This window comes from Nitrospira sp., assembly GCA_016873435.1.
Taxonomy (GTDB): domain Bacteria; phylum Nitrospirota; class Nitrospiria; order Nitrospirales; family Nitrospiraceae; genus VGXF01.
In genome coordinates, this window is record VGXF01000003.1 from 123,848 (window position 1) to 148,869 (window position 25,022).

22 protein-coding genes are annotated in these 25,022 nt (G+C 64.6%); 15 read left to right on the top strand and 7 right to left on the bottom strand.

Annotation, left to right across the window (positions count from 1 at the left end):
* Window positions 1–35 precede the first annotated feature (35 nt).
* The 10 genes from nusA to FJ248_03560 all read left to right on the top strand — a co-directional run bounded on the left by nusA (window position 36) and on the right by FJ248_03560 (window position 11,221).
* The gene (nusA, locus tag FJ248_03515; protein ID MBM4119955.1) at window positions 36–1,199 is read left to right on the top strand and encodes a transcription termination/antitermination protein NusA; all 1,164 of its coding nucleotides are present in this window, start codon (window positions 36–38) and stop codon (window positions 1,197–1,199) included.
* 180 nt (window positions 1,200–1,379) lie between these two features.
* Window positions 1,380–3,863: a translation initiation factor IF-2 gene (gene infB, locus FJ248_03520; GenBank protein MBM4119956.1), complete on the top strand. Its 2,484-nt coding sequence runs from the start codon at window positions 1,380–1,382 to the stop codon at window positions 3,861–3,863.
* Between the two features lie 146 nt (window positions 3,864–4,009).
* On the top strand, window positions 4,010–4,291 hold the full coding sequence (locus FJ248_03525) for a DUF503 domain-containing protein (protein ID MBM4119957.1): 282 nt from the start codon (window positions 4,010–4,012) through the stop codon (window positions 4,289–4,291).
* 85 nt (window positions 4,292–4,376) lie between these two features.
* The gene (gene rbfA / locus FJ248_03530; protein ID MBM4119958.1) at window positions 4,377–4,760 is read left to right on the top strand and encodes a 30S ribosome-binding factor RbfA; all 384 of its coding nucleotides are present in this window, start codon (window positions 4,377–4,379) and stop codon (window positions 4,758–4,760) included.
* 10 nt (window positions 4,761–4,770) lie between these two features.
* Window positions 4,771–5,742, top strand: coding sequence for a tRNA pseudouridine(55) synthase TruB (gene truB, locus FJ248_03535; GenBank protein MBM4119959.1), 972 nt, complete (start codon window positions 4,771–4,773; stop codon window positions 5,740–5,742).
* Between the two features lie 31 nt (window positions 5,743–5,773).
* Complete coding sequence (rpsO, locus tag FJ248_03540; protein MBM4119960.1) at window positions 5,774–6,043, top strand: 30S ribosomal protein S15; 270 nt, start codon at window positions 5,774–5,776, stop codon at window positions 6,041–6,043.
* Window positions 6,044–6,176: 133 nt separating this feature from the next.
* On the top strand, window positions 6,177–8,279 hold the full coding sequence (pnp, locus tag FJ248_03545; protein MBM4119961.1) for a polyribonucleotide nucleotidyltransferase: 2,103 nt from the start codon (window positions 6,177–6,179) through the stop codon (window positions 8,277–8,279).
* Between the two features lie 222 nt (window positions 8,280–8,501).
* Window positions 8,502–9,755 (top strand): insulinase family protein, encoded by a 1,254-nt coding sequence (locus FJ248_03550; GenBank protein ID MBM4119962.1) that lies wholly within the window; start codon window positions 8,502–8,504, stop codon window positions 9,753–9,755.
* 193 nt (window positions 9,756–9,948) lie between these two features.
* Window positions 9,949–10,482 (top strand): hypothetical protein, encoded by a 534-nt coding sequence (locus FJ248_03555; protein MBM4119963.1) that lies wholly within the window; start codon window positions 9,949–9,951, stop codon window positions 10,480–10,482.
* Between the two features lie 64 nt (window positions 10,483–10,546).
* Window positions 10,547–11,221 carry a hypothetical protein gene (locus tag FJ248_03560; GenBank protein ID MBM4119964.1) on the top strand — a complete coding sequence of 225 codons (675 nt, stop codon included), beginning with the start codon at window positions 10,547–10,549 and terminating at the stop codon, window positions 11,219–11,221.
* A 58-nt stretch (window positions 11,222–11,279) separates the two neighbouring features.
* On the opposite strand, the gene mutS is transcribed toward FJ248_03560, so the two are convergent.
* The 7 genes from mutS to FJ248_03595 form a co-directional block, all read right to left on the bottom strand.
* Complete coding sequence (gene mutS, locus FJ248_03565) at window positions 11,280–13,907, bottom strand: DNA mismatch repair protein MutS (GenBank protein ID MBM4119965.1); 2,628 nt, start codon at window positions 13,905–13,907, stop codon at window positions 11,280–11,282.
* A gap of 118 nt (window positions 13,908–14,025) precedes the next feature.
* A complete protein-coding gene (locus tag FJ248_03570; GenBank protein MBM4119966.1) occupies window positions 14,026–14,361 on the bottom strand; it encodes a LapA family protein in 336 nt (111 codons plus the stop codon).
* Entirely contained in the window at window positions 14,358–14,873 is a 516-nt protein-coding gene (locus FJ248_03575) for an HIT domain-containing protein (GenBank protein ID MBM4119967.1), read from the bottom strand. The genes FJ248_03570 and FJ248_03575 overlap by 4 nt, the downstream gene beginning before the upstream one ends.
* A gap of 16 nt (window positions 14,874–14,889) precedes the next feature.
* The gene (gene tsaE / locus FJ248_03580) at window positions 14,890–15,438 is read right to left on the bottom strand and encodes a tRNA (adenosine(37)-N6)-threonylcarbamoyltransferase complex ATPase subunit type 1 TsaE (protein MBM4119968.1); all 549 of its coding nucleotides are present in this window, start codon (window positions 15,436–15,438) and stop codon (window positions 14,890–14,892) included.
* Window positions 15,422–16,981, bottom strand: a complete 1,560-nt coding sequence (locus FJ248_03585; GenBank protein MBM4119969.1) for an NAD(P)H-hydrate dehydratase — start codon at window positions 16,979–16,981, stop codon at window positions 15,422–15,424. The genes tsaE and FJ248_03585 overlap by 17 nt, the downstream gene beginning before the upstream one ends.
* 106 nt (window positions 16,982–17,087) lie before the next feature.
* The gene (locus FJ248_03590; GenBank protein ID MBM4119970.1) at window positions 17,088–17,471 is read right to left on the bottom strand and encodes a holo-ACP synthase; all 384 of its coding nucleotides are present in this window, start codon (window positions 17,469–17,471) and stop codon (window positions 17,088–17,090) included.
* Window positions 17,472–17,549: 78 nt separating this feature from the next.
* Window positions 17,550–18,281, bottom strand: a complete 732-nt coding sequence (locus tag FJ248_03595; GenBank protein ID MBM4119971.1) for a pyridoxine 5'-phosphate synthase — start codon at window positions 18,279–18,281, stop codon at window positions 17,550–17,552.
* 282 nt (window positions 18,282–18,563) lie between these two features.
* Here FJ248_03595 and FJ248_03600 point away from each other — a divergent pair, with 282 nt between their 5' ends.
* The 5 genes from FJ248_03600 to FJ248_03620 all read left to right on the top strand — a co-directional run bounded on the left by FJ248_03600 (window position 18,564) and on the right by FJ248_03620 (window position 24,995).
* Window positions 18,564–19,754 (top strand): alanine transaminase, encoded by a 1,191-nt coding sequence (locus FJ248_03600; GenBank protein MBM4119972.1) that lies wholly within the window; start codon window positions 18,564–18,566, stop codon window positions 19,752–19,754.
* A 111-nt stretch (window positions 19,755–19,865) separates the two neighbouring features.
* Window positions 19,866–21,179, top strand: coding sequence for a homoserine dehydrogenase (locus FJ248_03605; GenBank protein MBM4119973.1), 1,314 nt, complete (start codon window positions 19,866–19,868; stop codon window positions 21,177–21,179).
* A 57-nt stretch (window positions 21,180–21,236) separates the two neighbouring features.
* The gene (locus FJ248_03610; protein MBM4119974.1) at window positions 21,237–22,295 is read left to right on the top strand and encodes a threonine synthase; all 1,059 of its coding nucleotides are present in this window, start codon (window positions 21,237–21,239) and stop codon (window positions 22,293–22,295) included.
* 22 nt (window positions 22,296–22,317) lie between these two features.
* On the top strand, window positions 22,318–23,547 hold the full coding sequence (locus FJ248_03615; protein MBM4119975.1) for a phosphoglycerate mutase: 1,230 nt from the start codon (window positions 22,318–22,320) through the stop codon (window positions 23,545–23,547).
* A 218-nt stretch (window positions 23,548–23,765) separates the two neighbouring features.
* On the top strand, window positions 23,766–24,995 hold the full coding sequence (locus FJ248_03620; protein MBM4119976.1) for an aspartate kinase: 1,230 nt from the start codon (window positions 23,766–23,768) through the stop codon (window positions 24,993–24,995).
* The last annotated feature ends 27 nt before the right edge of the window (window positions 24,996–25,022 follow it).

The following is a 25,022-nucleotide window of genomic DNA, read 5'->3' on the forward strand; positions in this document are numbered from 1 at the left end:
CAGCACCGCAGTGATTAGCAAGTGAGGACGAGACCATGAATGGTAAAGAATTGATTGCAGTCATCGATCAGCTCGGCCGCGAGAAGGGCATCGATAAGACCCGGATTCTCGGCGCGGTGGAAATGGCGCTCCAGACGGCCGCCAAGAAGCGGTTTGGCCAGGGCGAGAACGTGAAGGTCGAGATCGACGCCAAGACGGGCGAGATTTCTGTGGTCTCGCTCAAGACCATCGTCGAGACGGTCACGAACCCCAAGGCCGAAATCTCAATCACGGAAGCCCGCAAGGTGGATGATGGTGCGGAGGTCGGCGACGAAATTGGTTCGCTCATTGATATGGACGAGCTCGGCCGCATCGCCGCGCAGACCGCCAAGCAGGTGATCTGCCAGAAGGTCCGCGAGGCCGAGTGGGAGGCGGTGCAGAAGGAGTACTCGACCCGCCAGGGGGACCTCATCAACGGCATCATCATCGGCCAGGAGCGGCGCAACTACATCGTGGATCTCGGTAAGACCGAGGCGATCCTGCCGATCCAGGAGCAGATCCCCCGTGAAACCTACCGCCGCGGCGATCGCGTGAAGGCACTGTTGGTCGAAGTGCGAAAAACTCCGAAAGACGTACAGGTGATTCTGTCGCGGTCGCACCCGACCTTTGTGTCGAAGCTGTTTGAGCTCGAAGTGCCCGAGGTCGGCGAGAAGATCGTCGAGATCAAGGGCGTGGTGCGCGAGCCGGGCGACCGGACAAAGATCGCCGTCTCCTCGCGCGACAAGGCAGTGGACCCGGTGGGTGCCTGCGTCGGCATCAAGGGCTCGCGCGTGCAGGCGGTCGTGCGCGAGCTGCGCGGCGAGAAGATCGACATCATCGCTTGGACGAACGATCCGCGCGTATTCATCGCGGAGGCGCTCAACCCGGCCAACATCGAGAAGGTCGGCATCGACGAGGAGAAGAAGTCGGCGCTGGTGGTGGTGGCGGACTCGCAGCTCTCGCTGGCCATCGGCAAAAACGGCCAGAACGTGCGGCTCGCGGCGCGGCTGACCGGGTGGAAGATCGACATCATTAGCGCGACCGAATACGAGAAGGAAAAGGTCGAGCGCGACAAGGAAATCAAGGCGGCGCTGGCCGAGGAAGCGCAGGCGCAGCGTGAAGAGGAAGAAGCCCGCGCCGCACGGCAGGCGGAAACGGCCGCGTCCGAAGCCACGGCGTGAGAGGATGCTGGCCAAGACCTCCGACGGCGTTGTCGCATGGCGCGAAGGCGCACCGTACGCGAAGACGTACGCCCCGCGCTCTTGCTCGATGCGGCCTTGCGGGCAGGTCTTGTTGAGCATCCAGGGCCAACTAAGATTTCTAAACGTTCACGATTGAGGAGCCGTAGGTAGCAAGAAACCATGTCCGGCACCAGAGTGCATGACCTCGCCAAGCAGCTTGGGATGGAGAGCAAGGCATTGCTCGCCGATCTCAAGAAGCTGGGCATCGCCGTGAAGTCGCACAGCAGCACGCTGGACGATGACACCGTGCAGACGGTGACGAAGAAGCTGGGCGGCGCCCAGCCCGCCGCGCAGGATGCGACCAAGCCGGCAGCGAAGAAAGCCGCGGTCGTGACGAGGGACGGGAAGCCCGCACCGGCTTCTGTCGAAGACCCTCCCAAGGCCGACAAGAAGCGGCTCCTCTTCAAAAAGAAAAAGGATGACGAACTGGTTGCGGAACCGGAAACAGCGCCGCAGCCGATGTCGCCGATGCACCCGGCTCCCCAGCCGGTGGTCGAGCCGGAGGGGCCCGCAGCGGTCGTCGAGCAGCCAACTCCCGCACCGGCACCGGCTAGCGCACCCGCACAAACCGCAGCTCCTATCGCTGCACCGGCCGCTCCCGCGCCAGCGGCCGACATTGCTGGGCGGAAGAAGCCGGAACTGGGGCCGGTTCCGGACGAAGGCCTTAAGGACAAGCTCAAAAAGAGCAAAAAGACCGGACGGGTGAAGGACGAGGACGATCTGCGGTTCCGAGCAGATGCGGCCCGCTGGCAGGACCTGCGCGCGATCCCCATCCATCGCCGCGAGGACCGCTCCCGCCATCAGCCGGTTTCGACCGTCACCGAGATCACCAAGCCTCGGCAGAAGGCCGTGAAGCTCACGGCCGGGCTCACCGTGAAGGAATTTTCAGAAGTGATCGGCCAACGCCCGGCCGATGTGATGCGCAAGCTCATGGACACCGGCCAGATGCTGACGCTCAATCAACCGATCAATCTGGACGCGGCGCAGCTGATCGCCGAAAGCTACAACGTCAAAACCGAGGTCATGGTCGAGAAGCGGGGCGAGGATCTGCTCGTCGAGCCGACCGACGTCGAATCGGGCAGCACGGCTACGCCGCGGCCGCCGGTTGTCACCATCATGGGCCACGTGGACCACGGCAAGACCTCGCTGCTCGACGCCATCCGGCAGACGAAGGTCGCCGAGGGCGAGGCCGGCGGGATCACGCAGCACATTGGCGCCTACACGGTGTCGGTGCACGGCAAGGCCGTGACGTTCCTCGACACGCCCGGCCACGAAGCCTTCACCTCCATGCGGGCGCGCGGCGCCAAGATCACCGACCTCGTCATTCTCGTCGTGGCGGCGGACGACGGGGTCATGCCGCAGACGGTCGAGGCGGTCAACCACGCGCAGGCAGCTGGCGTGCCGATCATCGTCGCGCTCAATAAAATCGACAAGCCTGGCGCCAATCCAGACCGCATCAAGAACCAGCTCGCCGAACATCAACTGATTCCGGAAGCCTGGGGCGGCCAGACGATCTATGTAGAAGTCTCTGCGAAGCAGAAAACCGGCCTCGATACGCTCCTGGAAATGATTCTGTTGCAGGCGGACGTCCTCGAGCTCAAGGCGGATCCGGTGCGCCCGGCCAAGGGGACTGTCGTCGAAGCGCGGTTGGATCGCGGCCGCGGGCCCGTGGCAACCGTGCTCGTGCAGAGCGGAACATTGAAAGTGGGCGACGCCTTCGTCGTGGGTCCCCTCAGCGGGCGCGTACGCGCGCTCAACAGCGATCGCGGTGGCAAGGTCAAGGATGCGGGGCCCTCGATTCCCGTCGAAGTCATCGGCCTCCCCGGCGTCCCGGGCGCGGGTGAGCCCTTCGTCGTCGTCAAGGACGAGCGGACGGCACGGGAGATCGCCGAGGCGCGCGCGCAGAAGCAGCGCGCGGTCGAAGTCGGCTCCGCTCCAGGCAAGGTCACGCTCGACGATCTGTTTGCGCGGATCAAGGAAGGCGCCGTCAAGGAACTGGCCGTCGTCATCAAGGCCGACGTGCAGGGCTCGGCGGAGGCACTAGGCAACGCCGTCGAAAAACTTTCGACCGATGCGGTCAAGCTCCGTGTGATCCACTCGGGCGTCGGCGCCATCACCGAAACAGACGTGATGCTGGCTTCGGCCTCGCGCGCCATCGTCATCGGCTTCAACATCCGGCCCGAACCGAAGGCCTCCGCGCTTGCCGAAAAAGACGGCATCGACCTCCGGCTCTACACAATCATTTACAACGCCATCGAGGACATCAAGGCGGCGATGGAAGGGCTGCTCGAGCCCACGCTCAAGGAGCGCGTGCTGGGCCGCGCCGAGGTCCGCCAGGTGTTCACCATCCCGAAGGCGGGCGTCATCGCCGGCTGTTACGTGACGGACGGGATGATTCAGCGTGCTGGCGCCAGCGTGCGGGTAATCCGTGACAACGTGCCGGTCTATCAGGGCAAGCTGGGCTCGCTGCGGCGCTTCAAGGACGATGTGCGCGAAGTGCAGCAGGGCTACGAGTGCGGGATGAGTGTAGAGAATTTCAGCGACGTTAAGACCGGCGATGTGCTGGAAGTGTTCGTCGTGGATAAAATCGCGACGAAGCTCTGATACCTGAGGCGTGCGGAGGGGCAAGGCCGAATGTGTGCACCGGATTCGGGCTGCGCGCTCCGCTTCACAAGGTACGGGCACAGGGGGGGCAGCAGTAGCCGGACGGGGTGCAACCCCTCCTGAGCGAACCGGCCTCGGCGAATTAGATGATCGTCGGCATTTGCACCGTTGAACTGTTCATCCCCGACGGGCAGTCACTGAAGTCAAAGCGGCAGGTCATCAAGAGTTTGAAGGACCGGCTCCGGGAGAAGTTCAATATCTCAGTGGCCGAGGTGGACGAGCAGGATTTGTGGCAGAAGGCGGTGCTCGGCATCGCCTGCGTGGCGAATGAGACGGCCCACGTCAACCAGGTGCTGGATCAGGTCTTAAACCAGATCCGGTCCGTGCCGTTGGTCGAAATCGTGCGGTCGCGCATCGAGTTGCTCTGAAGAAAGCTAATAGCGGATCGCTAATAGCTGGCAGCCGGACGAATTTCGGGCGAGTTACTCCGTGCTGTTCGCTGCGAGCTTGTGAATGGCCAAGACTGCATACAGCCGGGCCGCGCGGGTGGCGGATCAGATCCGCATGGAAGTGGCGGACATCATCATGCGGAAGACCAAGGACCCGCGCGTGGCGTCCGTGACGGTGACCGACGTGGAGATTACGAACGATCTGCGGCTGGCCCACGTGTTCGTGACGACGATGTTGGACACCGAACAGGAGCGCGCGGCGTTCGCCGGATTGGGCAAGGCAGCGGGCTTCATCCGGTCCGAACTGGGCCGGCGGTTAAACCTGCGCTACACGCCCGAGCTGGTGTTTCAGAAGGACACGGCCGGTCCGCGTGGCGACCGGATTTTGTCCATCCTCGATCATCTGGACGAGGAGCGGCGCAAGCAGGGGGAACCGGAACAGACGTAGCAGGGCCACTGTGATGGAGACCGCCGCGAGGTACAAGGCGAGCGTTGGCGCCGGCGTCCTGAACGTGAACAAGCCGGCCGGCTGGACATCGCATGACGTGGTCGCAAAAATCCGCGGCCTCTTGAACGAACCCAAGGTCGGCCATGCCGGGACACTTGATCCGGCAGCCACCGGTGTGCTGCCCGTGCTGATTGGGCGTGGCACACGCATCGCGGAATATCTGCTGGCGTGGGACAAGGAATACCGCGCAGTCCTGCGACTGGGGCAGACGACCGACACGCAGGATGCGACGGGCCGTGTGCTGGCAACGAAGCCGACCGACGGCCTAACGGACGAGACAATCCGGGTGGCGGTCGAATCATTTCGCGGGCGGATCACGCAGACCCCGCCCATGTATTCGGCGGTGAAGGTCGGTGGCGTGCCGCTCTACAAGGCGGCGCGGGCCGGCAAGACGGTCGCACGGGCGGCGCGGGAGATCGAAATCCACGCGCTCGATGTGCTGGCTATCGCCGGCCCGGCTGTGACGTTGCGTGTGCGGTGTTCGAAGGGCACCTACGTGCGGACACTCTGCGCGGACATCGGTGCGGCGCTGGGCGTCGGCGGGCATCTCTTGTCGTTGGAGCGGACGCGCGTCGGACCGCTGGCGGTCGAGCAGGCGCTGACGATCGAGGCCGTTGCCGCGCATGCGCTGGCCGGGCAGTTGGCGGACGATCTGCTCACGTTGGACGGCGCGCTGGCGATGCTGCCCGCGGTCATTGTGGATGCGCGGACGGCCGAACGGGTTCGGCATGGCGTGGCGGTGCCGGCCGGAGCCGGACGCTGGGAAGTGCAGTCCCAGGGCGCGAGGGCGGTGCGCGTGAAGGACACAGCCGGACAATTGCTGGCGATCGGGGCGCTTGCGCCCGGATCGGCGGGCGCCAATGTGGCGCCCAGCGTGACGATCGAGAAAGTCTTGGTGGATGTCGAGACAGTCAGTCGGTAGCAGGAACCGTTCACGGAAGGAGAAGAGGGGGATGGCACTTACAAAGGAAGCAAAAACGGGTCTCGTGAAGCAATATCAGCAGCACAAGACCGACAGCGGGTCGCCGGAGGTGCAGATCGCGGTACTGACCAACCGCATCACGTATCTGACCGAGCACTTCAAGCTGCACAAGAAGGATCATCACTCGCGGCGCGGGTTGTTGGAACTGGTCGGCCGCCGCCGCCGCCTGCTGAGTTATCTGCAGAAGACGGACGTCAGCCGGTACAAGGCCGTGCTGGACCGGCTGGGCATTCGGAAGTAGCAGGCCATCTACGCGCCGGCATGGGGCCGGCGCGATTACCGGGCTGCTTCCACAGGTGAACACGGACATGCGCTCGCTCGCGAGCCCATCTCTGTGGGCATCTGTGGGGTAGATCCAAGAGGAGACAGATGTCATGGTTCATGTGATTGAAATCGATCTGGCCGGGAAAACACTCCGGCTCGAAACCGGCCGCCTTGCGCGGCAGGCAGACGGCGCGGTGCTCGCGTCCTACGGGGACACGGTTGTCTTGGCGACGGCCGTCGCATCCCAGACGGCGAAACCGGGCGTGGACTTTCTTCCGCTCACGTGCGACTACCAGGAAAAGGCCTACGCGGCCGGCAAGATTCCGGGTGGGTACTTTAAGCGCGAAGGGCGGCCCTCGGAGAAGGAAGTGCTCACCAGCCGGCTCATCGACCGGCCGCTCCGTCCGCTGTTTCCCGAGGAGTGGCATTTTGAAACGCAGGTGATCGCCTCGGTCCTCTCGGCCGACCAGACCGGGACGGCCGACGTCATCGGCATCACGGCAGCCTCGGCCGCCCTTTCCGTGTCAAACATTCCCTTTCTCGGGCCGATCGCCGGGGTGAAAGTTGGCCGCGTGGACGGGAAATTCGTCATTAATCCCGATCTGACGACGCTGGAGAAGAGCGACCTGCACCTCGTCGTGGCCGGCACGGCCGACGCGGTGATGATGGTCGAGGGCGGTGCCAACGAGCAGCCGGAAGCCGTCATGCTAGGCGCAATTGAGGCCGCCCATGCCGAGATCAAGAAGATCGTGGCGAAGATCCGAGAGCTCCAGGGCAAGGTCGGCAAGACGAAGCGCATCGCGCCCGAGGAACATATCGATGAGGGACTCAAGAAGCAGGTGCGCGAGATCGTGGCCAAGCAGATCCGCGAGGCGATTTTCATCCCGAACAAGTCGGCCCGCCAGGAAAAGCTGGACGCGATCAAGAAAGAGGCGGTGGAGAAGCTCAAGTCCGACGATCCGAACCGGGAACGGCACGTGAAGCTGACCTTCCATTCGCTCGAATACACCGAAGTCCGCCACATGATTCTGGAGAAGGGCTCGCGCGCCGACGGCCGTGGGCCGGCCGACATCCGGCCGATCACCTGCGAAGTGGGCGTGCTGCCGCGCACGCACGGCTCGGCGCTCTTCACACGCGGAGAGACGCAGAGTCTCGCGGTGGTGACGCTGGGCTCCACGGACGACGAGCAGCGCATCGACGCGCTGGAGGGCGAGTACTTCCGCACCTTCATGCTGCATTACAATTTTCCGCCGTTCAGCGTCGGCGAGGCGCGGCCGCTGCGCTCGCCCGGACGCCGCGAAGTTGGCCACGGGGCGCTGGCCGAGCGCGCGCTCAAGCCGGTCCTGCCGGACAAGGAGAAGTTCCCTTACACACTCCGGCTGGTCTCGGACATTCTCGAATCCAACGGCTCCTCGTCGATGGCGACCGTGTGCGGTGGCTCGCTGGCTATGATGGACGCGGGCGTGCCGATCGCGGAACCGGTCGCGGGTATCGCGATGGGGTTGATCAAGGAGGACAGCCGGGTGACGATCCTCTCCGACATTCTCGGCCTGGAGGATCACCTCGGCGACATGGACTTCAAGGTGACGGGCACGAAGAACGGCGTGACCGCGCTGCAGATGGACATCAAGATCGCGGGCATCACGCCGGCCCTGATGAAGGATGCGCTGGAGCAGGCGCGCAAGGGGCGGCTGCACATCCTTGAGGCAATGGCGAAGGCGCTGACGGCGCCGCGCACGAACCTGTCGCCCTACGCGCCGCGCATCTTCACGCTCAAGATCAAGCAGGACAAGATTCGCGAGGTCATCGGTCCGGGCGGCAAGACCATCCGTGGGATCATCGCCGAGTGCGGCGTCAAGATCAACGTGGAGGACACGGGTATCGTCTCGGTCGCCGCGGTGGACGAGGCGTCGGCCAGGAAGGCGATCGATCGGATCAACAACATTGTCGAGGAGGTCGAGGTCGGCAGGATCTACACCGGCACGGTCCGCAAGATCATGGACTTCGGCGCCTTTGTCGAGATTCTGCCAGGCACGGACGGGCTGGTGCATATCTCGCAGCTCGCGCACCATCGCGTGAAGTCCGTGGCCGACGAGGTGCAGGAGGGCCAGCAGATCATGGTCAAGGTTCTCGAAGTGGACCGCCAGGGCAAGATCCGTCTGAGCCGCAAGGAGACGATGGAGCCGCCGCCGGGGGCGGCCCAGGACTCGTGAGCCCACGGTATTTATGGGCGGGGCTGCGGCGACTGCCGATCTACCGCCGCAACAGGCCTGGAGGCATGGTTCTCACATCCCAGCGGGCGGGCGCCGCCCGCGCGACCTCGCCGCAGGGCTTCGAGTACGCCTCGGCCTCGGGGGGGCTCCAGGCGGCCGTCTCGCAGGGCGTCTCGGCGGTTTCGTCACGAACTGATATGAATAGCGCGGACTAGGCGGCTGATGTACCGCAAGGTCGTCCTCGACAACGGCGTCCGTCTCGTCACCGAGCGGATGCCGTCCCTGCGGTCGGTCACGATCGGCATCTGGGTCAACGTCGGTTCGCGCGATGAAGTGGCGGGGGAGGAGGGCTTCTCCCATTTCATCGAGCACATGTTCTTCAAGGGGACGGCCTCCCGCTCCGCGCTTCAAATCTCACGCGAAATGGACGCGCTCGGCGGCGAGATGAACGCCTTCACCGCCCGCGAAACCACCACCTACTATGTCAAGGTCCCGGACGAGCAGGTGCGGCCGGCGCTCGCACTGCTCGCCGATCTCTTCCACGGCTCGCGCTTTCCGTCCGGCGAAATCGAAAAGGAAAAGCTGGTGGTCCTGGAAGAGATGCGCATGGTCCGGGACGATCCCGAGGAATGGGTGCAGGACCTGCACGCCCAGCAGATTTTCGGAGCGCACCCGCTGGGGCAGCCGATTCTAGGCACGGCGGCCAGCATCACGAAGCTCTCCCGCCGCGACATCCTCGGCTACATCCGGCGCTACTACCATCCGCACGAGACGGTCGTGGCCGTCGCCGGCAATTTCGAGCCGAAAACGATGCTGAAACTGCTCGACGCCCACTTCGGCCGCTTCGAGCGGCCAGAGGCGTCCAAGCGGCACCGGCAGCCGGCCACGCTCCACGGCGGGCTCCAGGTTCACGAGAAGGATCTGGAGCAGGCGCATCTCTGCTTGGGGCTCAGGGGTATCGCAGTCGAGCACAAGGACCGCTACGCGGCCGCGCTGCTCAATGCCATTCTCGGCGGCAATGTCAGCTCGCGCCTCTTTCAAGAAATCCGCGAGAAGCGGGGGCTGGCCTACTCAATCTATTCCAGCCTGTCCGCCTACAGTGATGGCGGCATGTGGTCAGTCTACGCGGGCACCCGGCCGGCGGAGGCTGCGCGCACGATTGGATTGATCCAAAAAGAGATCGCACGGCTCTGCGCGACTAAAATTCCTGGCGACGAGCTGGCCCGGGCCAAGAATCAGATGAAGGGCAGCATCCTGCTGGGGCTCGAAAGTACGTCCAGCCGCATGAGCAAGCTGGCCAAGGACGAGTTGTATCACAAAAGACGCGTGACGCCGGAGGAGCTCATGTCCGGCATCGATCGCGTGGACGCGATCCAGTTGCTGAATCTGAGTCGCGCGCTGCTCGATGGGCGCGATCTGGCTGTGGCCGCGCTGGGTCCGGTTTCGCGCCGGGCCCTGTCGTCCGCACTCAACTAGGCGTCTTTTTTGCTGGTGCCTAACCCGTTGACTTAGCAAGCTTTTTCAGGGTTCTTCACAGCAACTGAAAGGCCAAATATTTCCTTGACAAGGTGTGAGAGTTTCAGTACGATCCGACCCTGCTTCACCGAGTGAGTTATTTGATAAGCATTTGTGATCGGTTGTTATTTTATTTGTTAAGGAGGGACGAGTGATGAAGAGAGGAGTCGTTACCGCGGCTGTTTCCTTCTTCTTTGTGGCCGGCCTCGTGATGGCCGGATCTTCCATCGCGGTGGAGACGGGAACGTCGACACCGGTGCCACCGTCGGGGCCTGCTGACATCGTGGCAGGCAAGCCGGGAACCTATAAGGCTGAAACGGTCAAGACGCTCAAGGGCCGTGTCTGGTCCCAGTGGGCGGACAATCCCGAAAAGGAGCTCCTGTTCGGGATTCAGTATTGGAACACGGCCGAGCCGGCTTCGGGCACCCCGAGCGGGCGGTCTTCGTCTGACATGGATGTGCGGCCTCCGGATCCTCTGTTTGTCTGCTGCGCCTGGGGTTTCACCGGCGGCACCGAGAAGAACAATCCCTACGCCGGCTGGTATCACGCGGCTCAGACCGTCCGTCTGAACGTCAAGGACAAGAGCCTGATGGACAAGATCATCAAGGCGTCGCAGGAGCTCACGGCTCTGGAAGTGACGCTGGATGGCCGGACGATCACCGACTTCAAGGTGTTGAAGAAGGACTAAGCCGGACGGCGCAACGACCATTTATTTCCAGACAGTCATTTCGGTTTTTAAGGAGGGAGCAATCATGAGAGTTCATAAGACAGGCTGGGCGTTCCTCGCCGCCGTGGCCCTGGTGGTCTGTGTGGCTTCGAGCGCGCTGGCCATCGAAGCGTTCCAGGAGCGATTTGAATGGGGCGACATGAGCAAGCCGACCACGCTACAGGGACGGGTGATCATCCTCGATCCCTACGATGAAGCGGTCTGGATCAACGTGGCCGTATTCGGCGGCAATGCCGAGAGCGGGTATTTCTGGCAGAAAATTCACCCGGGCAAGAATCTGAAGTTCTACGCGGATAAGGGGGCTTGGGACACGCTGAAAAAGCTGGCCCGTCCGCATGCGGGACCGGCGGCAGCCAAGGACGTGCCGCCCTCGTCCTCGACGGCGCTGGTCGAGTTCACCGTGCATGAAACTGAACAGAACCATCGTGTGATCACGGCGGTGAAGCAACTGCCTGAAATTGCGGGTGAACCGAGCAAGCCGCGTGGTATCCGTGCGCTGAAGGAAGCGGCCTGCGTGAGCAAGGACGAGACCGATGCCGGCTGTGCGGCGGCGAAGCAGGCGCTGAACACTGCTCCGAAAGGTGCAGGCAAAGTAGGCATGCAATATGATGTGCTCCTCCCCGGTGGCAAGCCGGTGGGTGGGTTGACCCCCTGGACGGCTGCCTACAACCAAGGTGGCGCAAGCAGCGGCGGGCACTAAGCCGCAGTTCCAGTGATTCTTAAAGGGGGCGGGGTTCCGAAAGGGGGCCCCGCCCCTTTTATTTCTGGTGCTCGTCGTCGAGTTTCCGCTGCAGCTCGGCCAGGCGGTTCATGGCCTCGAGTGGGGTCATAGAGAAGAGATCGATCTGGCGGACCGCCTCGATAAGAGGATGTGGCGTGGGCAGGGTGGGATCGGGAGCCGTCAATCCTAGCTGCGTCTGCGGGCCTGGCGGCACCGAGACCGGTGGCTGTTCCAGTTGCGCCAAGACTTCCTTCGCCCGGTGGATAACGGGGGCGGGCAGGCCGGCCAATTGGGCCACGTGGATACCGTAGCTCCGGTCGGCGCCGCCCGCCACGATCTTTCTCAAAAACAGTACGGTTTCGTTCTGTTCCTTGACCGCCACCGTGTAGTTCTTGACGCCCTCGTGCCGGGTGGCCAGGTCCGTCATTTCGTGGTAGTGCGTGGCGAACATCGTCCGCGCACCGACGTGGGCGCGGTCCTGAATGTATTCTGCAACGGCCCAGGCGATACTGAGGCCGTCATAGGTGCTGGTGCCGCGCCCGATCTCGTCCAACACGATGAGACTTCGCGCGGTGGCGCTGTTGAGGATCTGCGCCGTCTCGGTCATCTCCACCATGAAGGTGCTCTGGCCCGCGGCTAGGTTATCGGAGGCGCCGACTCTCGTGAAAATCCGGTCGACGAGGCCGATGTGGGCCGAGCGGGCCGGCACGAAGCCACCCATCTGGGCCATCAGCACGATTAACGCGACCTGCCTGAGATAGGTACTCTTGCCGGCCATGTTGGGGCCGGTGAGGATCAGCAGCCGGCTCGCGTCCAGGTCGAGCATCGTGTCGTTGGGCACGAAGCCCTGTGGCAGGTCCAGCCGCTCCACGACCGGATGGCGGCCGTCGGCGATGCGAATCTCCCCACCGTCGTCCACGGCGGGCCGCGCGTAGCCGTTGAGCGCAGCTGTTTCCGCGAGCGATGCCAGCACGTCGAGCAGGGCGAGGGCGGCTCCCATCGTCTGGATACGGGCGGTCTCCCGCGCCAGTTGCACCCGGATGTGCTCGAAGAGCTCCTGTTCGAGTGCCTTCTGCTTCAGGTCGGCGCCGGTGACCTTGTCCTCCAACTCCTTCAATGCCGGCGTGATGAACCGCTCGGCGTTGGCCAGCGTCTGCTTGCGGCTGTAGTCGGCGGGAACCTTCGCCAGGTTGGTTTTCGTGATCTCGATGTAGTAGCCGAAGACCTGGTTGAAGCGGACCTTGAGTGAGTCGATGCCGGTCCGCTCGCGCTCGCGCGCTTCCAATTGCGCGAGCCAGTGTTTCCCGTCCCGCCCGATCGTCCGTAACGCGTCGAGCGCAGGGTCATAGCCTTCGCAGATGATGCCACCGTCGCGGACAGATACCGGCGCCTCCGGCAGGATGGTCTTCTCGATGAGCGCATGCACGTCGGCGAGGTTGTCCCAGGCTTCGCCCATCTCGCGCAGCATGGGGGCCTTCCCGGCCGCCACCCGCGCGCGGAGTTCCGGGAGAGCTGCGACGGACTGCTTGAGCGCCAGCAGATCGCGCGGCGAGGCTGCCCCTAGCGAGATGCGGCTGCTGAGGCGCAGCATGTCCTGCACGGTCCGCAAGGCCGTCCGGATGGCAGTACGGGATTCGAGCGACCGGAGCAGTTCCTCCACGGCGTCGAGCCGCGCGCGGATCGGCTCGACGCGGACGAGCGGGCGGACAATCCAATCACGCAGCAGGCGGCTCCCCATCGTGGTGACGGTGCGATCCAGCACGGCAAGCAGCGTGGCGTCTTCGCGGCCTGCCACCAGCGGGCGGGCCAGCTCGAGATTGCGGATCGTCGCGCCGTCCAGGTGCATCTCATCGCCGGCCCGGCGGACGCGCAGCCCGCGCAGGTGCGCGAGACTGGCCGTCGGCCGCGTCTCCTTCAAATACCGCACGAGCGCGCCCGCCGCCTGAATGCCGGCCGACAGGCCCTGGCAGCCAAAACCGTCCAGCGAGGCCGTGCGGAACTGCTCGATCAGTGTACGTTCGGTCTCGCGGGGGTCAAACACAGACGGATCCTGGGCGCAGGGTCGCGTCCCGCCTAGTCCGGTGCAGACGTCACGGACCGGCCCGGCGAGCGTCGCGGGGTAGAGCAGTTCGCGGGGGTCCACCCGCACCAGTTCATCCCGAAGATTTCCCAGCACCTGGGCGCCGGAACATTCCGTCACCCAGAATTCCCCGGTGGAGAGTTCTAGCGTGGCCAATCCGATAACGGAGTCGTCGCGCGGCGCGGGGCAGACCGAAGCCAGAAAATTGGCTTCCGCAGGGGTGAGTAATTCGGCGTCTGTCAGGGTGCCGGGGGTGTAGAGGCGGACGACTTCGCGGCGCACGAGGCCCTTGGCGAGTTTCGGATCCTCGACCTGGTCACACAGAGCGACGGTCTTCCCGGCTTTCAGCAATTTGGCGATGTAGCCGGTGGCGGCATGGTAGGGCACGCCACAGAGGGGCACGGGCGCGGCGCTCGACTTGTCACGTGAGGTGAGGGCGATCGACAGAAGCCGGGAGGCTTCTTCCGCATCCTCGTAGAACATTTCATAGAAATCGCCAACACGGAAAAACAGAATGGCATTTCCGTAGGCGCGCTTCACCTCGCGGTATTGGCGCATGAGGGGAGTCAGATCGGAATCGGTCATCTCAAAGAATCCTGGTCCACGGGCAACATCGGCGCCCTTGTTTTCGTGCCGATTCAAAAAGCGCCGGGCGCGGGCCATTGCACCACGGCCGCATCCGCAGCGCGGGGGGCGGGGGCACTCATCCCGTCTGGTCGTCGGCCGGTTCAGATGCCGACGGCTGCTCGCCGGCCGTTCCGCGCTGCTGCTCGCGCAGTTGGTCGAGTTCGGCCTCGGCCTCCTGGAGCTGCTTGCTCCGGCGGCGCAGCGCGATTCTGCCCTTGACCCAGGCGGGAAAGAGCAGGATGGAGGAGACCAGGAGGCCAATCACGAAGGCGCTGAGGATCGGCACGTAGACCCTCGTCTCGGCCGTTTTCAATCCGAAGAAATAGCGTAGCGTGACGACCGGTTCCTGGTTCTGCAGGAAAAAGCTCAGCGAGAGCGCCAGCAGGATGCACACGAGGACCAGGCGGATCATCGGCGGGTCCGTTTCTTGCTGGGCATCGTCAGTGCCTCGAAGCGCGCCCTGAGCTTCCGGTAAGTGGCGTGCAGATGTTCCGGCATCACGCGAACGGCACCGAGCAGGGGCATGAAGTTTGTGTCGCCGTTCCAGCGCGGCACGATGTGGAGATGCACGTGACTGTCGATGCCGGCGCCGGCGGCCCGTCCCAGGTTGAGCCCGACGTTGAAGCCTTCCGGCTGCATCTCCGTGCGTAGGACTTTCAAGGCCAGTCGGGTGAGGCGCATCAGGTCCAGCGAGACGTCATCGGGGAGCTGCTCCAGTGTTCTGACGTGCCGATAGGGCGCGATCAAGAGATGGCCGTTGTTGTAGGGAAAGAGGTTCATCATGATGAAGCCGTGCTTTCCGCGATGGAGCAGGAGGTTGGCAGCGTCCCGCCGCGCGCGCGGTTTGAGGCAGAAAATGCAGCCGGCCGGCGTGCGTGCGCGCTTGATATAGGCCATGCGCCAGGGCGCCCAGAGCACCTTCATCGGGACGGTCTCCTTTTCACAAGCCCGGGGCCCGTTGCCTTGCGGTCAATTGCATCAGCAGGCGCTGGGCCCGCGCGCCCCGCGCGACAAACCGCAGTTTGCGCGAAGTGGGGCCATGATGCTGCAGATAAATCTCTAGCCGGGCAACCGGCAAGTCGATGCCGGCCCTGTCTGCCCATTCGATCGCCGTCACCGTCTTGCCGTCGTCGTAATCCGACAGGCCGAGCTGCGCCAATTCCACCGCCGACTCGATCCGGTACAGGTCCGCGTGTGCCAGGCGCAGGCGCCCACGGTACTCGTGAATCAACACAAAGGTCGGGCTGCTGACGCCTTCCGGCGAAGCGCCTAGCCCGGCGGCAATGCCGCGCACCAGCGCCGTCTTGCCCGCGCCCAATTCTCCGTAGAGCGCCAGCACGTCGCCGCCTTTCAGGGCCCGACCCAGCCGCCGACCCAGCCGCTCCGTGTCCGGCGGGGATTGTGCCAGATACTGCCACGTGTCCGAAAGGCGGGGCCGCCGTGCCGGGGACGGACGGCGCCGCCTGCGTGCCCTAGTCGCGCGCGTCATGGAGGACGTCGATGAGAGCATGGGGAATCTGCTCGATGACGTCGCCGGCAATCAGGCCGGCCATCCCCGTCTGCGCGGCGGCGAGGTCGCCGGCAAGGCCATGCAGATAAACGCCCGCGCAGGCAGCGTCCCACGGCGCGAGTCCCTGCGCCAGCAGACCGACGAGCATGCCCGTGAGCACGTCGCCAGTTCCGGCGGTTGCCATGCCCGGATTACCCGTCGGGCAGACCGCCGCGTGGCCATCCGGATGCGCGACGACGGTGCGGGCGCCCTTGAGCACAAGTATCACCCGGTGTGTCTGCGCGAATCTCACGGCGGATCCGATACGGTCGGCGTTGATCGCCGAAGTCGTCGTGTCCACCAGCCGGGCCATCTCGCCAGGATGGGGCGTTGCGATTGGTGGCTGCTTGCATTCCGTCAGCCGGGCGGTCCGTCCGGCCAGCGCGTTGAGCGCATCGGCGTCGAGCACGGATGGCTTGTCCAATCTCGGCACGAGCGTCTGGATCAGCTCGATGGTTTCCGGATGGGTCGAGAGACCGGGGCCGATGGCCACTGCGGTCCGCGCACGGACAAACGAGAGCAATTCTTCCAATCCGGTCCGCGCGAGCGTCTGCGCCTTCGTGTCGGGCATGGGCACGGTCATGGCCTCGAGCAGCTTGGCTTCGAGCACGTCGTTGACGCCCGCCGGGGTGGCGACCGTGACGAGGCCGGCGCCGATGCGCAGCGCGGCCTTCGCGGCCAGGGCTGCCGCTCCGGTTTTTCCGACCGAGCCCGCGATGATGCCGGCATGGCCGTAGGTGCCCTTGTGGGAGGCCGGCCGGCGATCGGGAACCAGGCGGCGGACCGCCGCGTGCGTGAGGAGCGCGACGCGGCTGTCGGGGGCCGCCACGAAATCGGACGGGATGCCGATGTCGGCGACCTCCACTGCGCCTGCATGATCGAGTCCCGCGCCCGTGTAGAGTCCCAGTTTTGGCAGGCCGAACGTGACGGTGAGATCTGCGCGCACGGCGGTGCCCAGGACGGTCCCCGTGTCGGCGTGGATGCCGGAGGGCAGGTCAACCGCCACAACCGGCCGCCCGGCATCGTTGATCGCCTCGATCGCTCCGTGGTAGGCCTCCGCGACCGGCGTCGACAGGCCGGTGCCCAGCAGCGCGTCTACGATCAGCTCGCTCTGTGCCAGCGCGGCGCGAAGCGCCGCTGGTGTTGGAGTAACCGAAACGGACTGTGCGCGGGCCGCTGCAACAAAGCGGCGATGCATGGTTTTGGCATCGCCGCTCAGATCTCCCGGCTTAGCCAGGAGCAGGATGCGGACCTTCGCGCAGGATTTTTTCAGGAGGCGGCCGACGACGAACCCGTCGCCGCCGTTGTTGCCCTTGCCGCACACAATCGTGATGGTCCGCCCGGCCAGCGGCCCATAGAGCCGTTCCATTGCCGCTACCACGCTGCGGCCGGCCCGCTCCATGAGAGTCAGCCCCGGTATCTTCGCCTCCGTGATGGTCCGGCGGTCCAGTGCACGCATCTGTGCGGCGGTGACGATCTTCATTGGTCCTCGGAACACAGGGGCAATGGCCTAGCGCGTAGACTGCAGAACGCCCCCACCGTGGCGTCCGGTCTCTTGCCATAAGCGCGCAGCCACACGCTATAAGCTCTTAGCCGTCTTTTGTCAGCACGACCTGGGCGACGGCGTAATCTGTGTCGTGCGACAGACTCAGCTGGATGTCCGTGACACCGGCGCGTGTCATGAGCGTTTTCACGCGGCCGGACACGGTGGCGCGCGGGCGGCCCGAGCGGTCGTTGAGCACTTCGATGTCGCGCCAGCGGACCCCGTCTGCCCAGCCGATGCCCAGCGCCTTGAGCAGGGCCTCCTTCGCGGCAAACCGCCCGGCGAGCGAGGCGTAGGGGGAGGCTTTTTTCATGCAGGCACGGCGCTCCGTCGGCGTGTAGAGCCGGTCGAGAAAACGCGCTTTCCACCGGTCCGCGATGGTCCGCACACGGTCGATTTTGACAAGGTCAAGCCCAATGCCGACGATCATCGCGTTACTCCGCTTCGCGCAGGCAAGAGACGCAAAACATGCGGCCGGCGGCAACGGGGACGCATCCCCCCGAGCCTCTCACCGCTCGCCCGCGGGTCCATGGATCAGCGCCGTCATCTCGCGCACGGCCTGGGCCAGTCCGACAAAGACCGCCCGCGCGACGATGCTGTGGCCAATGTTGTACTCCTCGATCTCGCCGATCGCGAGCAGCCGTTGCGTGTTGGTGTAGTTCAGTCCGTGCCCCGCGTTGACGCGCAAGTGAAGTGTTGCCGCCAGCTTCGCCGCTGCCGCGAGGGCCGTGAATTCCGTGCCGACGGCCTGCTCTGAGCGGGCGTTGGCGTAGCGGCCTGTGTGGAGTTCAATCATCTCCGCGCCGACGGCCTGCGCGGCCTTGATCTGCGCCGCATCCGGTTCGATGAACAGGCTGACGGGTATGCCGCCCTGCTGCAATGCGGCCACAACGCGCTTGAGCCGAGCCGTGTGGCCGGCCACGTCTAATCCCCCCTCAGTCGTCAGTTCCTGCCGTCGCTCAGGGACAAGCGTCACATAGTCCGGCTTGACGTCCAGCGCGATCTTCACCATTGCATCCTCGGCGGCCATTTCCAGATTCAGACGGGTTGTGGCCGTCTGGCGGAGCCGCGCGAGATCGTGGTCCTGAATGTGGCGGCGGTCTTCCCGCAGATGAACGACAAGCCCGTCCGCCCCGGCCAGTTCGACCAGCCCCGCCGCGGCAACCGGATCGGGCTCACTGCCACCGCGCGCCTGGCGAAGAGTGGCCACATGATCAATATTGATGCCCAGACGGGGCATGGAGCGGTGCTCCTTACGGACGATGGTGGACGGGACAGGAATTTTCCTGCGCAAACAATCGGGTGCGCCATTATTGCAGAAACAATAAAAGGGAGGCAAGAAACTCCGCCCGGCCGGCAACGGCGCAAAGCGTCAAAACGCTCCCAACCCCCTAATAAAATTGACTGAATTGACCTGCTGCATTAGAATATCAGCTTCCATTCAGGCTACCGCGCAGTCCCGGTTGCAGCCGGCCGGTGCGTCTTGAAATGGCCGACGAATGAAGGGGATAGACAAACGGACATGATCGAAACGTTTTACAGAATCAAGCGGTTTCCGCCCTATGTGTTTGCGCAGGTGCAAGCGCTCAAGCTCGAGGCGCGCCAGCGCGGCGAGGACATCATCGATTTCGGCATGGGCAATCCGGACCAGCCGACGCCGCCGCACATCGTGGAGAAGCTAATCGAGGCGACGCGCAATCCGAAGAACCATCGCTATTCCGCGTCGCGCGGCATCACAAAGCTCCGCCATGCGATCACGGGCTGGTACAAGCGACAGTACGACGTGGATCTGGACCCGGAAACCGAGGCGATCGTCACGATCGGCTCGAAGGAGGGGATCGCGCACTTGTCGCTGGCCATGCTGGGGCCGGGCGACGTCGTGCTTACGCCGACGCCGACCTATCCGATCCACATCTACAGCGTGATCATCGCGGGCGGCGAGGTGCGCGGCGTGGAGCTACGCCAAGACAGCGACTTTTTCGAAGATCTGACGCGGGCCTACCGGCAGACGATGCCGCGGCCGCGTGTGCTGATCATCAATTTCCCCCACAATCCGACGACGGCGGTGGTGGATCTGGAGTTTTTTAAGAAGATCGTAGCCTTCGCGAAGGAGCACAACGTCATCGTCATTCACGATCTGGCGTATGCAGACCTCGTGTTTGATGGGTACCGCGCGCCGAGTTTGTTGCAGGTACCGGAGGCGAAGGACATCGGCGTGGAGTTTTACACGCTCTCCAAGAGCTACAACATGCCGGGCTGGCGGGTGGGCTTCTGCGTAGGCAATCGCGAGGTGATCGGGGCGCTGGCGAAAATCAAGAGCTATCTGGACTATGGCATTTTCCAGCCGGTCCAGATCGCGAGCATCATCGCGCTCAACGGACCGCAGGATTGTGTGAAGGAAACCGTGCACCGCTATCAGCGGCGGCGCGACGTGCTGGTGGACGGGCTGAACCGGGCCGGGTGGGCGGTGGACAAGCCGCGGGCGACGATGTTCGTCTGGGCGCGAATTCCGCCGCCGTTCCGCGGGATGGGCTCACTGGAATTTTCGAAGATGCTGCTCAAGGAAGCCAAGGTCGCCGTCTCACCGGGCATCGGCTTCGGCGAGGGGGGCGATGAATACGTGCGGTTTGGGCTGGTGGAGAACGAGCACCGCACCCGGCAGGCGGTGCGGGGGATCAAGAAGGCGTTGAAGCTTGAGGGGGCGGACGAGTAGAGCGGGCTCTGCCACGGAGCGCGGAGGGCGCAGTTCTCCGTTCGCAGGGGCCAGATCGGATGACTGACAGCGGATGACGGGGTGCTTTTTAAGCGCAGGAGTGGGGCAGTTGTGAAACAAAAGATCGGTGTCGGGCTGATCGGATGGGGAACGGTCGGCACCGGCGTGGCGAAAATTCTGCTGGGCCGCCGCGCGCTGATCACGCGCCGCGTCGGCGTGCCCATCGAGCTCGTCCGCGTGGCGGATCTCGACACCACCCGCGACCGGGGCATCGCACTTCCGCCAGGTGTGCTGATCAACGATGCGAAGGCGCTGATCGACGATCCGGCGGTGGACATCGTCATCGAGCTGATCGGCGGGTACGACGCGGCCAAGAAATTCATTCTGGAGGCGCTGGCCCAGGGCAAACCGGTCGTCACGGCCAACAAGGCGCTGCTGGCCGTACATGGTGAGGAAATTTTCGAGGCGGTGGTCCGCCACAAGACCGAGCTGGGCTTCGAGGCCAGCGTGGGCGGCGGCATCCCCGTGATCCGTGCGCTCATGGAGGGGCTCGCGGCCAATTCGATCCTGTCGCTCTTCGGGATCATCAACGGGACCTCAAACTATATCCTGAGCCGCATGACCTGCGAGGGGCAGAGTTTCCAAGTCGTGCTGGCCGAGGCGCAGGCGGCGGGCTACGCCGAGGCGGATCCAGCCTTCGATGTGGCCGGCATCGATTCGGCGCACAAGCTCGCCATCATGGTGAGCCTCGCCTACGGGACGCCGGTCAACGCGAAGGACATCTACACCGAGGGCATCACCCGCATCACGCCGGTGGACATCGCCTACGCGGAGGAGTTCGGCTACACGATAAAACTGCTGGGCATCGCCAAGGCGCTTGACGGCGAGATCGAAGCGCGTGTGCACCCGACGATGGTGCCGTCCGCCTCGCCGATCGCGCAGGTCGAGGGCGTCTACAACGCGATCCAGCTTGTGGGGGACGCCGTGGGCGATATCGTGCTCTATGGGCAGGGGGCCGGCTCCATGCCGACCGGCAGCGCCGTGGTCAGCGACGTGATCGCGCTCGCCCGCAATCTGCTGCGCGGGGCATCCGGCCGCGTGCCGCCGGCTTCGTTCCAGCAGGACCAGCGCCGGCCGCTGCGTATCCGTCCGATGGAGGAGATCATCGCACGGTACTACCTGCGTTTCATGGTGCTGGACCGGCCGGGCGTGCTCTCGCAGATTGCCGGTGTGCTGGGCCGTCACCACATCAGCATCGCGTCGGTGATCCAGCAGGGCCGCAAGGAAGGACAGACGGTGCCGGTCGTCATCATGACGCATGCCGCCCGCGAGCGCGACGCGCAGGCGTCGCTCCGTGAGATCGACCAGATGGCGTTCATCTCTGAGCCCACGACTTTAATCCGTGTTGAGGGCCACGACGAGTAATCGAGCCCCCATGCGTTGCGGGTCCTTCCATTGCACGATGAGCAGCAGGTGGCCGTCATGATGCGCTGGCGTGGCATCATCGAGGAGTATCGCAAGTTTCTCCCGGTGACGGAGCAGACGCCGGTCATCTCGCTGGGCGAAGGCCATACGCCGCTGGTCCCCACGCCGCGGCTGGCGGCGAAGATTGCACCGGGCGTCGAGCTCTACGTGAAGCTCGAGGGCGCCAACCCGACCGGCTCCTTCAAAGACCGCGGGATGACACTGGCGATCTCGAAGGCTTGCGAGGCCGGCGCGCGCGCGGTCATCTGCGCGTCCACCGGCAACACGTCCGCGGCCGCAGCCGCTTACGGCGCCCGCGCCGGGGTGGCGGTCTACGTGCTGATTCCGGCAGGAAAGATCGCGCTAGGGAAACTGTCGCAGGCGATGATGCACCATGCGACGGTCATCCAGATCGAGGGGAATTTCGACCAGGCACTGGCGATCGTGAAGGAGCTGGCGGCGACGCACAAAATCGAGCTGGTCAATTCGCTCAATCCGTTCCGGATCGAGGGCCAGAAGACGGCGGCCTTCGAGGTTTGCGACCAATTGGGTGCCGCGCCCGCGTTCCACGTGCTGCCGGTCGGCAACGCCGGCAACATCACGGCCTACTGGCGTGGCTACAAGGAATATCACGCGGCCGGCCAGATCAGCCAATTGCCGCGCATGATGGGGTTCCAGGCGGCGGGCGCTGCGCCGATCGTGCTGGGCAAGGTCGTGGAGGATCCGCAGACCGTGGCCACGGCGATTCGCATCGGCAATCCGGCAAGCTGGCAGTTGGCCTTGCAGGCGGTCACGGAGACGTCCGGCAGGATCGACATGGTGACGGACGAGGAAATTTTGTACGCGTACAGTCTCGTCGCGGCGGCGGAAGGGGTGTACTGCGAGCCGGCGTCAGCGGCGTCGATTGCGGGCGTGGTTAGATTGCAGAAACAAGGTGTTTTCAAGAAAGGCGACACGGTCGTCTGCACGCTGACCGGGCATGGTTTAAAGGACGCGGATACGGCCATCGGCGTGAGCAAGCAACCGGTGACGGTCAAGGCAGACCGGGAAGCGGTGGCGAAACTGTTGAGTCTCTGAGGAGGGAGACAGCGGCGGACCCATGAAGTACGTTGTGTTGCACGGAGACGGCCTGATCAGCGGGCCGCGCCAAGAACTGGGCGGAAAGACGGTGCTGCAGGCCGCGTCCACGCCAAACATGGACGCGCTCGCGCAGCAGGGTGAACTGGGCGTCGCCGGCATGCCGGCTGACGGGCAGGCCGTCACCAGCGGCATGGTGCAACTCGCCGTGCTGGGCTACGACCCGCAGAAATGGTATCCGGGCGCGGGCCCGCTCGAAGCGACCAGCCTCGGCGTCACCCTTGGCGAGCACGACGTGGCGTTTCGCTGCAGCATGGTCACGCTGCGCAGCAACGCCGGGGGCAAGGCCCCCTACGACGAGCTCAAGAAGCTGGCGCCGCCAGTGACGGTGGAGGGCGAGACGGACCAGCTCAGCGTCGAGGACGCGCGCGAGCTGCTCGAGGCGGTCAACGAACAGCTTGGCTCCGAGACGATTCAATTTTATCCCGGCACCGGTTCGCGGCACGTGATGGTGTGGGTCAATGGCAAGGTAAAGGCGGCCTGTCTCGATCCGCGCGAGGCGATCGGCAAGCCGGTGGGCGACTGTCTGCCGAGCGGGGCGGGCGCGGACATTCTGCGCAAGCTGATGGATGCCTCGCTCGTCATTCTGCGCGACCATCCGGTGAACGACGAGCGCCGGAAAGACGGGCTCAAGCCGGTCCACTGTCTCTGGCTGTGGGGGCAGGGCCGCGCGTCGCGCTGGCCGAAGTTTTCCGACCAGCACCGCGTCACGGGCGTGATCGTGGCGACCAACGATGTCCGGCGTGGCATCGGTATGTGTGCGGGATTGGAGGCAGTGGACCCGGCAAAGATCGTCGCGGCCGACGGATCGGATTTTTTGAGTCGCGGACAGGCGGCGGTGCGGGAATTGACCAGGAAGGCCTTGGTCTACGTGCATGCCGAACTGCCACCGGCGGTCGTGACCGGTGGGGACGGCCCCGCGGCCGTGAAAATCGTGGAGGAATTCGACAGGCGTGTGGTGGGCACGGTGCTCGACGGGCTGGCGAAAGCCGGGCCCTATCGCGTGTTGCTGGTGTGTGACCGCGGGCGTATGCGGAGCGACGGGCTGCCGCCGGCGATCTATGCCCTCTGCGGCGGGCCGTTGCAGAAGGCCAAGGCGGGCCGGCGGTTCAACGAGGTGGAGGGAGCGGCGGTCACGGACGGGGCACGGGACGCGACCCGGCTGATGAACCGGCTCCTGTCCCAAGGGTAGCCCCGAATACACATGAACGCTTCTACTGCAACCGCTGATCCGCCGCTGCGCCAAGCGGAGTCGCAAGGGGCACTCCGCCCAGTGGGCGGGCGCGGCCCTCGCGCCCGCGACGGACGGCAACGAGTACGCCTCGGTCTCGCGGGCCTCCGTGCGCCCGTCTCGCCAGGCGTCTTCGCGGTGTCGTCTCCCCGCCGCCCTGCGTCCTGTGGACTGACGTCATGGCGCTGCTAGTACATAAATACGGCGGCACATCCGTTGGCAACATTGAGCGCATTCAGCGCGTTGCCGACAAGGTGGCCAAGGCGAAGGCGGACGGGCACCGCCTCGTCGTCGTGCTGTCAGCCATGAGCGGCGAGACGGACCGCCTGCTCAAGCTGGCGCACGAGATGACGTCGGTGCCGGACGAGCGCGAGCTCGACATGCTGCTCTCTACCGGTGAGCGGGTCACAATCGCGCTTCTGGCGATGGCCCTCCGGGGCCGCGGGGTCGACGCGCAGTCGTTCACCGGGCGGCAGGTCGGGATCATCACCGACAGCGCGCACACAAAGGCGCGGATCGCGCGGGTGGCGGCGGACCGCATCAAGGAGGCGCTCAACAAGGGCATTATCCCGGTGGTGGCCGGCTTTCAGGGGATCAACGAGCACTCCGACGTCACGACGCTCGGGCGTGGCGGGTCGGACCTGACGGCGGTGGCGCTGGCGGCTGCGCTCAAGGCGGACCGCTGCATCATTTATACAGACGTAGACGGCGTCTACACGGCCGATCCGAACATAGTGCCGACCGCGCGGCGCCTGGACAAAATCTCCTATGAAGAGATGCTCGAATTGGCGAGCCTGGGCGCGAAAGTGCTGCAGAGCCGCTCGGTGGAATTTGCGGCTAAATTCAACGTACCGGTGGAAGTGCAATCCAGCTTCACGGAAGGGAAGGGGACGCTCGTGGCGAAAGAAGACGCGGACATGGAACGGGTGTCGGTCTCCGGCGTGACCGGCGACCGCAATCAGGCCAAGGTGACGATCGTGGGCGTGCCGGACTCGCCGGGGATCGCGGCGCGAATCTTCGGGCCGATCGCGGCGGCCAACATCATCGTGGACATGATTATTCAGAACGTGGGGCAGGGCTCGTTGACCGACATGTCCTTCACGATCCCGCGCGCGGACCTGCCGAAGGCCACGCCGCTGGTGCAACGCATCGCAAAGGACATCGAGGCCAAATCGGTGGCGGTCAACGAGTCCATCGCCAAGGTGTCGCTCGTCGGCGTAGGCATGCGGACCCATTCAGGCGTGGCGGCAAAGATGTTTGAAGTGCTCTCGAAGGAGGGCATCAACATCATGATGATCAGCACGTCGGAGATCAAAATCTCCTGCGTCATCGACGAGAAGCAGGTGCAGCCGGCGCTGAAGGCGCTGCACAAAGCGTTCGGATTGGACGGGCCGACTCAGAAGAAGTAAGACAGCGGGCGGCGGGGGGGCAAGCCG